This window comes from Vibrio sp. 14G-20 (genome assembly GCF_026241515.1).
GTDB lineage: Bacteria > Pseudomonadota > Gammaproteobacteria > Enterobacterales > Vibrionaceae > Vibrio.
In genome coordinates, this window is record NZ_JAPHPW010000010.1 from 113,939 (window position 1) to 124,753 (window position 10,815).

11 protein-coding genes are annotated in these 10,815 nt (G+C 43.9%); 8 read left to right on the forward strand and 3 right to left on the reverse strand.

The window, feature by feature from the left end; all coding sequences use genetic code 11:
- Positions 1 to 67 precede the first annotated feature (67 nt).
- Positions 68 to 1,216, forward strand: a complete 1,149-nt coding sequence (gene dnaJ / locus OQJ75_RS11395; protein WP_048608049.1) for a molecular chaperone DnaJ — start codon at positions 68 to 70, stop codon at positions 1,214 to 1,216.
- 164 nt (positions 1,217 to 1,380) lie between these two features.
- Here the strand turns inward: dnaJ and OQJ75_RS11400 are convergent, their stop codons facing one another.
- A complete protein-coding gene (locus OQJ75_RS11400; protein ID WP_265970874.1) occupies positions 1,381 to 1,812 on the reverse strand; it encodes a type IV pilin protein in 432 nt (143 codons plus the stop codon).
- A gap of 102 nt (positions 1,813 to 1,914) precedes the next feature.
- Between OQJ75_RS11400 and OQJ75_RS11405 the strand changes: the two genes are divergently transcribed.
- The 7 genes from OQJ75_RS11405 (at position 1,915) to tadA (ending at position 8,689) form a co-directional block, all read left to right on the forward strand.
- A complete protein-coding gene (locus OQJ75_RS11405) occupies positions 1,915 to 2,415 on the forward strand; it encodes a GspH/FimT family pseudopilin (RefSeq protein WP_265970875.1) in 501 nt (166 codons plus the stop codon).
- Positions 2,393 to 2,995 (forward strand): PilW family protein, encoded by a 603-nt coding sequence (locus OQJ75_RS11410; RefSeq protein ID WP_265970876.1) that lies wholly within the window; start codon positions 2,393 to 2,395, stop codon positions 2,993 to 2,995. Before OQJ75_RS11405 ends, OQJ75_RS11410 begins: the two co-directional genes overlap by 23 nt.
- A complete protein-coding gene (locus OQJ75_RS11415) occupies positions 2,992 to 4,227 on the forward strand; it encodes a hypothetical protein (RefSeq protein ID WP_265970877.1) in 1,236 nt (411 codons plus the stop codon). Before OQJ75_RS11410 ends, OQJ75_RS11415 begins: the two co-directional genes overlap by 4 nt.
- Positions 4,217 to 4,627, forward strand: a complete 411-nt coding sequence (locus OQJ75_RS11420) for a type IV pilus modification PilV family protein (RefSeq protein WP_248395897.1) — start codon at positions 4,217 to 4,219, stop codon at positions 4,625 to 4,627. Before OQJ75_RS11415 ends, OQJ75_RS11420 begins: the two co-directional genes overlap by 11 nt.
- 298 nt (positions 4,628 to 4,925) lie before the next feature.
- On the forward strand, positions 4,926 to 6,488 hold the full coding sequence (locus OQJ75_RS11425; protein ID WP_265970878.1) for an AbgT family transporter: 1,563 nt from the start codon (positions 4,926 to 4,928) through the stop codon (positions 6,486 to 6,488).
- A 217-nt stretch (positions 6,489 to 6,705) separates the two neighbouring features.
- Positions 6,706 to 7,995: a hemolysin family protein gene (locus tag OQJ75_RS11430; RefSeq protein ID WP_265970879.1), complete on the forward strand. Its 1,290-nt coding sequence runs from the start codon at positions 6,706 to 6,708 to the stop codon at positions 7,993 to 7,995.
- A 73-nt stretch (positions 7,996 to 8,068) separates the two neighbouring features.
- Positions 8,069 to 8,689: a tRNA adenosine(34) deaminase TadA gene (gene tadA / locus OQJ75_RS11435; protein ID WP_265970880.1), complete on the forward strand. Its 621-nt coding sequence runs from the start codon at positions 8,069 to 8,071 to the stop codon at positions 8,687 to 8,689.
- 62 nt (positions 8,690 to 8,751) lie between these two features.
- Here tadA and OQJ75_RS11440 read toward each other — a convergent pair whose 3' ends face one another.
- A complete protein-coding gene (locus OQJ75_RS11440) occupies positions 8,752 to 8,883 on the reverse strand; it encodes a hypothetical protein (protein ID WP_265970881.1) in 132 nt (43 codons plus the stop codon).
- 300 nt (positions 8,884 to 9,183) lie between these two features.
- Entirely contained in the window at positions 9,184 to 10,752 is a 1,569-nt protein-coding gene (gene mltF, locus OQJ75_RS11445; RefSeq protein WP_265970882.1) for a membrane-bound lytic murein transglycosylase MltF, read from the reverse strand.
- Positions 10,753 to 10,815 lie beyond the last annotated feature (63 nt).

The following is a 10,815-nucleotide window of genomic DNA, read 5'->3' on the forward strand; positions in this document are numbered from 1 at the left end:
TCTAGATTGATACACAGACTACTGAAGTGATCATTCGGTAGTAGCAATTATTTTGGTGACCTAGAACATGTCAAAACGTGATTTTTACGAAGTATTAGGCGTAAGCCGCGATGCATCAGAGCGCGATATTAAAAAAGCGTACAAACGCTTAGCGATGAAATTCCACCCGGACCGTAACCAGGGTGACGAGACCGCAGCAGATAAGTTTAAAGAAGTAAAAGTAGCGTACGAGATCCTAACCGATTCTCAAAAGAAAGCAGCTTACGACCAATACGGTCACGCAGCTTTTGAACAAGGTGGCATGGGCGGCGGCGGCGGTTTCGGCGGCGGTGGCCAAGGTGACTTCGGCGATATCTTCGGTGACGTATTTGGCGACATCTTCGGCGGCGGTCGTCGTGGTGGCGGTCAACAGCGTGCACAACGCGGTTCAGATCTACGTTACAACATGGAACTTTCTCTAGAAGAAGCGGTTCGTGGCGTTTCTAAAGAGATTGAAGTTCCGACTCTTGTAGAGTGTGATACTTGTGACGGCAGCGGCGCGAAAGCGGGTTCTTCTGCACAAACGTGTGGCACTTGTCATGGCCACGGCCAAGTGCAAATGCGCCAAGGTTTCTTTGCGGTTCAACAGACTTGTCCTACTTGTAATGGTAAAGGCAAGATCATCAAAGACCCATGTAACTCATGTCATGGTCAAGGTCGCAAACAAAAAACGAAAACACTTAACGTTAAGATCCCTGCTGGTGTTGATACTGGCGATCGTATTCGTCTATCAGGCGAAGGCGAAGCGGGAGAGCAAGGCGCTCCAGCTGGCGACTTGTACGTACAAGTACACGTAAAAGAGCACAACATCTTTGAGCGTGACGGCAACAACCTTTACTGTGAAGTGCCAGTAAGCTTCTCTATGGCTGCTCTAGGTGGTGAAGTTGAAGTTCCAACACTGGATGGTCGTGTAAACCTTAAAGTGCCAGAAGAAACACAAACGGGCCGTATGTTCCGTATGCGTGGCAAAGGCGTGAAAGGCGTTCGTGGCGGCGGTGTGGGTGACCTAATTGTTAAGCTAGTGGTAGAAACACCAGTTAAGCTAAGCTCTCGTCAGAAAGAATTACTACGTGAATTCGAAGAAACATGTTGTGGCGAAGCGGCAAGCAAGCACAAGCCAAAGTCTGAAGGTTTCTTCAGCGGCGTTAAAAACTTCTTCGATGACCTAACTAAGTAATTCTTTACTTAGCAACTTAGGTTGTTGATACCTTAGGTTATTGATACTTAAGGTTTTGAAAACAATAGATAAGCCTGCTCATTTAGCAGGCTTTTTTGTGTCTGTAGGTTAGAGGAAAGAACTGAGTTGTACGGGTAAGTTCTAGTTCCTGCTGGGGTATCTTGCTATTTCCAACACGCTTCTGGTTCTGAGATACCTGAGTGGTGCAATTCCAAAATATCGGTCGTTGAATCTAAGCAATCATCGTTCGTTTGTGTTGAAAGAGGTTCAGCCTGAATCGAATAGGTGGTGCTGCTAGCCGAAACTGCTAGCGTGTATCGACTGGTATCCGTATCGCAAAACAAGCATGTCCCTCCAGAAATAACACTCTCCGCTGCCGACGCGTAGTTTCCCGTATACAGAGTCTCCATCTCCAGTTGAATCTTGGTCATGTCGGCCATTGCAGTGACTCGATGCGCTTTAATTACATGGCTCGTATAACTTGGATAGGCAATTGCACCGAGTATCCCCACGATGGCGACAGCGATCAATAATTCGATCAATGTCATCCCTCTAATGCTTAAGTTGTTGTTGTTGCATATATTTCTTCGAATCATCGCGAGTAGTTTCCTTTCATACCTCTATCTATTTTTCTCCGGTGGTAGCATCGGCGCAAGATTAAATATGGTTACGCATCAGATTACATAGGAATTTGGGAAATGACTCGCGGGTTTACCTTCTTAGAACTACTCATAACCATATCAGTGCTCTCTATATTATTGGCTGTTGCCGCTCCAAGTTTTAGTTCTGTCTCGGAAACAGTGAAGATGCAACGATTAGCTGCCGAGCTGAATGGTTTTATGATGCAGGCGAAATCTGAGGCAGTTATGAGAAATACCGATCTTTGGGCTCATTTTTTAATGAATGGTAACTCAAATGACACCGGTGATTGGAAAATTGAGTTGACTGAATTCGATGTTCCGAATACTGGTACGGCAATTCTCACAATGGAAGGGGGTTCATTTCGAAACGTAGATTTCACCGTGAACTACAGTTCTGAACAAATTAAATTTAGTGGAGTAAACGGTAAAGCTAAAGATGGGCATCTCTTATTTGATATGAACTCTAAGCCTTTAAAGCTTATAACATATAGTGCTTCTGGAAGAATGAGAATCTGTGGTGTGGAAGGAGACTTTTATGGTTATCAGCCCTGCACTTAAGAGGCAGCAATTCGGTTCAACATTAGTCGAATTTATGATCTCTTCCATTTTGGGAATTGTAGTTATTGGAAGTGTGGGGTCGGTATTTATATCGGGACAAAACATCGCATCCGAGAGAAGTAAAGAATTACTATTATTACAACAAGTCTCAGGCACTCTTCAATACTTTAAAGAGGATATCCAGCGAGCAGGCTACGATGGAGGGACAGGTGTGTCTCTAAAATTATCAGGAGCCACAAATACTTTATATATATCACCAGACTCCAAAATGGTCGCATTTGCATATGCTCATCAATCAGAGATTCGAAATGTTGCTTTTGTATTTTATTCCGGCTTAGTCAAAATTTGTGATAGCCCCTCCAGTATCGTGAAAACGGTATCAGCGGCTACTAGTGGATGTTCTTCAATTTTTGAGCCGAATCAAATACGAGTGATTGATTTCAATGTCAATCAATCAAGCATTGAAGCTCAAGGTGTTAGTTCAGGCATGGCAACCATTACTATTTCTGCTGAATTAGTAGGAGATACTTCCGTTAATTATTCATCAAGTGTGATTGTAAAAAATAGGAATTGGCGATGAATAAAAATCAACAAGGTGCGGTTGTTTTACTTACAACAAGTGTATTACTAGTTACGGCGTTAATGTTGACTTTTGGTAGTTATCGTTCAGTTTTTTATCAAATAAAAAGATCTCAAAATGAGGTCGAAGCGCGCAAGCAGCAATGGGAGGCTGAAGGTGGTCTAGAGTGTGGTTTCACTCAGTTTAAAAATGAAGGGAACCTTCCTCCTACAATTTCAGTGTGCTCAATGAAGAATCAAATCACCCCTGTTTTCAATGTTATTCTAACAGGTTATCAAATATCGTCTGCGAGTGGGCATTCTCATTTGAAGAAAAATATCGTATTTGGAGGTTCACTTAGTTCTGGTGCTATACTGTCGAGTGCCGATGTTTATTTTCATTCAAGTACCACATTTTCAACACCAGATCCTGGTGTTTTAAGTAGTGATGGTTGGGAGTGTGTGGCGCTACGATATCGTAGCCGCTATCACTATTCATCTATGGATAATAAAGGAGTGGTACATGGTGTACCTCCATATGCCGGTTTTCAAAATCCATCAGGGGCTGATTGCTCTAATGTTACAGGTAATGATCATTTGTCTAATGGGGATGGCAATGATTTTGTCTTAGATTCAAGCGTACAACCTTTTGAGTCTTTTTTCGGTGTTCCGGTTGAAAAGCATAACGATATAAGAGATGAAGGGACATTTTCGGTGATTCATGGGAGTGGGACACCAAAAATACTAGCTAATTGTGGGCAAGTTCTGGCAACACTGATTAATGCAGGTAATCATCATTTATGGGTTGAAGGAGGCTGTGAAATCACTAAAGCGCAATACAATGATTTAGTTAATGCTACAGCCTCAACTAATGGAGTTACAATTTTAATTCATGATGGGCTGATGTCTGTTATGGGAAAACCTTCTACAGGGGCGACTTCAAATCATCTTAGAGGTGTATTATTTCACCTTAATGTTGATTATTCACCCACACCTGCCGATTGGGCGTCTTATGATGCCAATAATCATCTAAATCATGTCCTGAGTGTTATTGAAGAAAGCTACCGAACTATCACCTCTTACTATCAACACGGTGCATTTACGGTATCTGGCGGACAGTACTTTGATGCACCGAACCAAGCTGCTGTGTTCTTTGATTCACTGGATTTTAGATTTAATAAAGATGTGATCGATAATTCAAGAAAAGAATTTATGCAAATTCAATGGCAAAAAGGTTCATGGAATGATTTGTAAACAGAAAGGTTTTAGCCTAATTGAAGTGCTTATTTCGTTTTTGTTGATCGGTGTTGGTTCTCTAGGGCTAATTAAATTACAAACGTATGTTGAGCAAAAATCTGACTTTGCTATTCATAGTGTAGAAGCTCTGCATTTGGCTGAAAACAAGCTGGAATGGTTCAGAACTCGTGGTGCATCTGCCGCTTTATCGAGTATAACGCCTGCGGATTTTGCTACGGATATTGTTGATGGTATGGATCACTCGCATATTAAATATCAACTTGATTGGACTGTGACGAACAGTTTATCTGGAGCGCTGAAGACCGTTCAGATAACAAGTTCATGGGAAGACCGGTTTGGTAATAATCAAGTTATCGAATTACATACCATGATTTCCAAGTACAGTGAGTTTGATTGACTCTCAAGTAAACGTTTACTGTATGCCAAGGCTCATGCCACTCCTTTTACTGATAATTTTCACTTCTCGGACATTGTTTGCGTGCTAGTTAAAACTCTGTATATGGAATGGTGTTTTTTGTGTTTTTATATTGTTGTGGTTGTATGGTATTTTTGCAAAATATGTCTCCATTTATGGAAAATTAGGTGGAATCTTGTGCTTTTTGATGGCGACTTTAATAGAATATGTGCTGCACCAATAGGCCATGGTCAAAACTTATATTAGGCCTAAACAAAACAACATCACATATGGAGTTACAATGAGTAACCAAGCCGTAAAAAAAGCACCATCGACTGAGAAAATCAGTGGAATGGACCGCTTTCTAAACTTCATTGAACGCGCCGGCAACAAAATTCCAGACCCAGCAATCCTGTTCTTCTGGGCTCTAGTTATCGTATGGGTAGCATCTGCACTTTTGTCGAACCTTTCATTCGACCTAATCAACCCTCAAACGGGTGCTGCTCTAGAAGTTAACAACCTACTGACTGGTGAAGCACTTGCTAGCTTCCTAGCGAATATGGTTACCACGTTCACAGGCTTCGCACCGCTAGGCATCGTACTTGTTGCTATGCTAGGTGTTGGCGTTGCAGATTCTTCAGGCTTCATTACGACTGGCCTTAAGAAGATGCTTAATTTCACGCCAGCTAAGCTACTAACGCCAATGCTAATCCTTGTTGCTATCGTGTCTCACACAGCAGCAGATGCAGGTTACGTTCTAGTAATCCCTCTTGGCGGTATCATCTTCCACGCTGCGGGTCGTCACCCTCTAGCGGGTATTGCAGCAGCGTTTGCTGGTGTATCAGGTGGTTTCTCAGCGAACTTCATTCCTTCAGGTATTGACCCGCTACTTGCTGGTTTCACTCAAACAGCGGCAAACGTTCTTGACCCTGAATACGTGATTAACCCTCTAGCGAACATCTTCTTTACTGGCCTGTCTTCAGTTCTTATTGTTGCTATCGGTTGGTACGTAACTGAGAAGATCATCGAGCCTCGCCTAGCGAACACGCCAGTTGATGAAGACGCTGAAGAAGCACCAGATCTTGGTACGTTCACTGCAATCGAATCTAAAGCATTCAAGTTTGCAGGTTGGGCAATGGTTGCAGGTATTGGTCTGCTTATCGCGGCTCTTATTCCTGAAAACTCAGCGCTTCGTTCGCCTGAAGGTGAGCTAACAGCGTTCTCAGCACCAGTGATGAAGTCTATCGTTCCTCTGATCTTCATCCTGTTTATCATTCCGGGTATCGTCTACGGCCGTGTAGCGGGTACTTTCAAGAATAGTAATGATGTTATCAAAGCAATGTCTGAGACGATGGCAACGATGGGCGCATACATTGTAATGTCGTTCTTCTGTGCTCAGTTCCTATCTGCATTTGCTCAATCAAACATCGGTACTATGCTGGCACTTTACGGTGCTGAAGGTTTGAAAGCGATGGACCTTCCAGGTGAAGCAACGGTTGTTGGTATGATTCTACTAACGGCTGCAGTTAACCTTCTTGTTGGTTCAGCTTCTGCTAAGTGGGCACTGATTGGTCCTATCCTAGTTCCTATGCTAATGGTTGTGGGTATCTCTCCAGAGCTATCTCAAGCGGCTTACCGTGTAGGCGATTCAGTGTCTAACATCATCTCTCCACTGATGGTGTTCTTCCCACTGGTTGTTGTTTACTGTCAACGTTACGTTAAGTCGACAGGTATCGGTACTCTAGCTTCTCTAATGATGCCATTCTCGATTGCTATGCTAATCGGTTGGTCTATCTTCTTGCTCGCTTACTGGGCTCTTGGTATCCCACTAGGTATCCAAGCTCCTTACACTTACACAATGTAAGATTGAACTAAGCAAAATTAAGCTTTATTCATTACTAAGCCCGCACCGAAATGTGCGGGCTTTTTTTCGCTATCTTTTTCCTACTTTTTATATCCAAGATTTTTTATATCCAAGACTTTTTATATTCAAAACTTTCTATATCCAAAATAAACGCACTCAGCTTATACTCCGGATTACGGCTAATTGTTGGCCGGTAAAATTAGGAAATCCAATCCACATGAAGATTCTGCTTTTAGTAGGGTTAATTGTTTTAAATGGTCTGTTTGCCATGTCAGAGATTGCATTGGTAGCAGCAAAGAATAGTCGGCTGAAACGCTTAGCCGAAAAACATCGTTCCGCTCAGGTTGCGCTTGAGCTTAAAGAAAACCCAACCCGCTTCCTCTCAACCATTCAAATCGGTATCACCGTAATCGGCCTGCTCAGCGGTATTGTGGGTGAGGCGACGTTATCGGCTCCATTGGCCGTTCAACTTGAACTGTGGGGATTAGACCCAACACAAGCGAATATCTTGTCTACCGCGGTTGTGGTGGTCGGTATTACTTACTTCGCGATTGTTGTGGGAGAGCTAGTACCAAAACGTTTCGCTCAATCTCAAGCTGAAAACATCGCCGTGTTAGTAGCGCTACCTATCTTCTGGTTATCTAAAATCGCGACGCCGTTTGTGTTTGCGCTATCGGCTTCAACCGAAGGCATTCTTAAGCTGATGGGGCGTGGCGATGAAGAAGACAGCGTGACTGAAGATGATATTCATGCGCTCGTGAAAGAAGGCTCTGAGTCTGGTGTTATAGAGCGTGGTGAGCAAGAGATGATTCGTAATATCTTGCAGCTTGATGATCGTCTTGTAAGCTCATTGATGACTCCTCGTAGAGACATCGATTTTCTTGATATCGACCAGCCTGTGGAGAACATCTTTAAGCAATTGCGTTCATCAAAGCACAGTGTGTTTCCATTGTGCCAAGATCACTTGAATAAAGTGGTCGGTACGGTGTCAGCCAAAGCCTTGCTGAATCAGGCGGGCAATCTAAGCATTCAAGTTATCATGGGGCTATCTAAATCTCCGATCTACGTGCCTGAATCGATGAAGGCATTACGTCTACTTGGCTACTTTAAAGAGTCGGGCACTGAGATGGCATTTATTGTCGATGAGTATGGCGATGTACAAGGCTTGGTGACTCACTACGATATTCTTGAGGCGATTGCCGGAGAGCTATCGAACAACCCGAAAGACCTTTGGACTGAGCAAGTCGAAGACGGACTGTTAGTTGATGGGTTAATCCCCCTTAGTGAGCTGAAAAACCGCTTAGAACTTTCGGAATTAGAAGGTGAAAACGAGGGCTTCCAAACACTGAATGGCCTTATCACATGGCTACTAGGCCGCTTACCGGAAACAGGCGAATTCGTTGAGTGTCAGCAGTGGCAGTTTGAAATTATCTCGGTTGAGAACAACCGTATTGTGAGAGTTAAAGCGACGAAAATCGTTAATGATGTCGTTGAAGCTGCAAGCTAAATAGAGAGCTAATCATCTAGATGGTGGCTATTGTTCATTATCTCTTTGTTGTTCATAGCCACCAAGATTAGGTATGCTTCACCGCATACCTTTTTTGTTTCTATCGTTTGTTTTTCTGGAGTTCCCTTTGTCAGACCATCAATTCACCCCTCAAGATGAAATCTTCATGCGACGCGCCATTGAGGTAGCCAAGCAAGCTGAGAGTGAGGGAGAGGTCCCCGTGGGTGCTGTGTTGGTAAAAGATGGTGAGATTATCTCTGAAGGGTGGAACCGTTCGATTGGTAGCCACGATGCCACGGCACACGCAGAAATCGAAACCTTGCGTAAAGCAGGGCAAGCTCTGGAAAATTACCGACTGCTCGATACCACCTTGTACGTCACGCTAGAGCCATGCCCTATGTGTGCGGGCGCTTTGTTACATAGCCGAGTAAAACGTATCGTCTTTGGTGCTCCTGACTTAAAAGCGGGTGCGGCAGGTACAGTCTTGAACTTGTTTGAAAGCCAAGCTTCGTACCACTATGCAGATGTTGAATATGGGCTATTAGAAGAAGAGTGTCGTGAGCAGTTGCAGGCGTTTTTCAAGCGCCGTAGGAAAGAGATAAAAGAGAAGCGAAAGCAAGAGCGCCTGTTGGAAGAGCAGAGTTTAGAAGCTGACAAGGTCGGTAGCGATAAAAAGGTCAGTAATAAGAAATAGCAGCGAGCTTTAGGCACTCTCAGTATCAAGAGTGCCAGTGCCAAATGACTTGGTTATCGTATTTACTCAGCAATCATCTGCATGAAAGCACGGTTGCGCCAAATGACCTTCTTTTTGTTATTTGAAAGCATACGCTTACGACGGTTTGCAGCAACGGTCTTATCAAGGCGCTTCGATTTCAGTTTCTTCATCATTTCAATGATTTCCTATTTGTCGTCTGACTTTGTAGTTTGGACTAACGATTTAATTATAGTGTTATTCGTTTATTTGGCCTGTCGCGCGCTTGGCTTACCCAGAAGAGCAGTTCTAGCGAAAACTCAGCACTGAAGTGCAACAGAGCGTAATTTTGATTATGGTGTGCCGTTATAAAGTTCGATTGTTACTGCAATATGACACATCGATTTTCACGGCCTTTTGTCGAGCTTATTCTTTTACGCAGTTATAAAAAGCACAATAAAAAAGAGCAATGCTTAATGGCATTGCTCTTTTAGTATCTATTGCGAAGGTTCCGAACTGCTTACTGTCGATTCGGCAGCGCTAATGCTTGATTCGGCACCAGAAGTCTCTAGAGGTGGGATGACGATCAACCCTTCAAGACTCTCTTCTTGTTCCTTATTACGCTTATTTACATGGCCGATGATGCTTTGGTAATAACGGCGAATGTTCTCAACGTAATTTCTAGCTTCATCACCACGCGCATAGCCGTAGCGAGTTTGGCTGTAGTACTTCTTCTGTCTCAATAGAGGTAATCGGTCTTTCACATCCCCCCAAGCATCAGGGTCACCACCTTGTGCTTTGGTTAAGCGGCGTGCGTCCATCATGTGTCCGTAACCGACGTTGTATGAAGCAAGCGCAAACCAGATCTTCTCATGTTGTGTGATTGAATCTGGTACTCGATTCACGATGCGGCGTAGGTACTCAACGCCACCTTGTACCGACTGTTTCGGGTCGAGACGGTTAGTCACACCAACGCTCTTCGCGGTAGGTAGTGTCAGCATCATCATGCCACGTACACCCGTTGGCGAGCGTGCGACAGGGTTCCAGTGTGACTCTTGGTATGCCAATGCAGCAATCAAGCGCCAATCAAATTCTTGTGAGTACTTCTGAAACAGCGGTGACCATTTTGGTAACTTACTGTCCAGTGCGCGGATAAAGGCACGAGTATCAACGTAGTCAAAGGTGCCGATATGACCGATGTATTTCTCTTCCAGTGAAGCCAGTTCACCAGATTGTTTTAGGTTACCGAAGAACTCAATCAGCAAAGCGTACAGGCTTTCATCTTCTGATCTATTTAGGTACCAAGAGATCGGTTGGTCTTCTGTCAGCTCAAATGCCAAGGCAACGTCTGGATACAAACGCTGCGCCAGTGATAGCTCGATAGAGTCTGCCACTGTGAATAAACGTTCGCCTGTTGATACCTCTTTTAGCAGGTCATTGATGTCTGCATTGCCAACTGCGTCGTAGATAAAGTCATCGTGTGTGTTTTGGAGTTGTTTGAGTGTTGGCTCAAAATGTGAGTCCTTCACTACAACCAAAGACGGCGTCAACGTTTCACTTGATGGAGACTCTTTTGATTCAGTTTGAGCTTTCACAAACTCTTCCTGACGTTCATTCTCAAACGCGATCAGCTGTTCTAGATTTCTTGGACGCCATTGTCCCTTTTTATACACCACTTGCTGGCTTACATAGTAATAAGCAGGCGCAGCGCGATAAGCGCGTGTTAGGTTGCTGTTTTGCGTTAGTCCAGTCGCGATCAGATCGATCTCGCCTTTCTTTAACGCAGGGAATAGGCCGGATAAGCGGTAAGCGGGTTTGATCTCAAGCTTTACACCAAGCTCTTCTGCAAACTCACGAGCTAACTCGTAATCCAAACCAGCAGGGCCATCAGGACCAATATAATAAGAGAGTTGGTTATTCAAGGTACCGACACGAAGAACGCCGCGATCTCGTATCTGCTCAAGAACACTTTTAGGTTCAGATTCAATCTGGCACCCAGTTAACCCAAACAGAGCGATAGCGAGCAGAAGAAATTTAGACGAAAAGATGAGCGTAAATTTAGGCATCAAAATGAAATCTCGAAAAGTGGAAGCCCCTTTATACCAAACCCCGCAAGGCTGGCAAAGCAG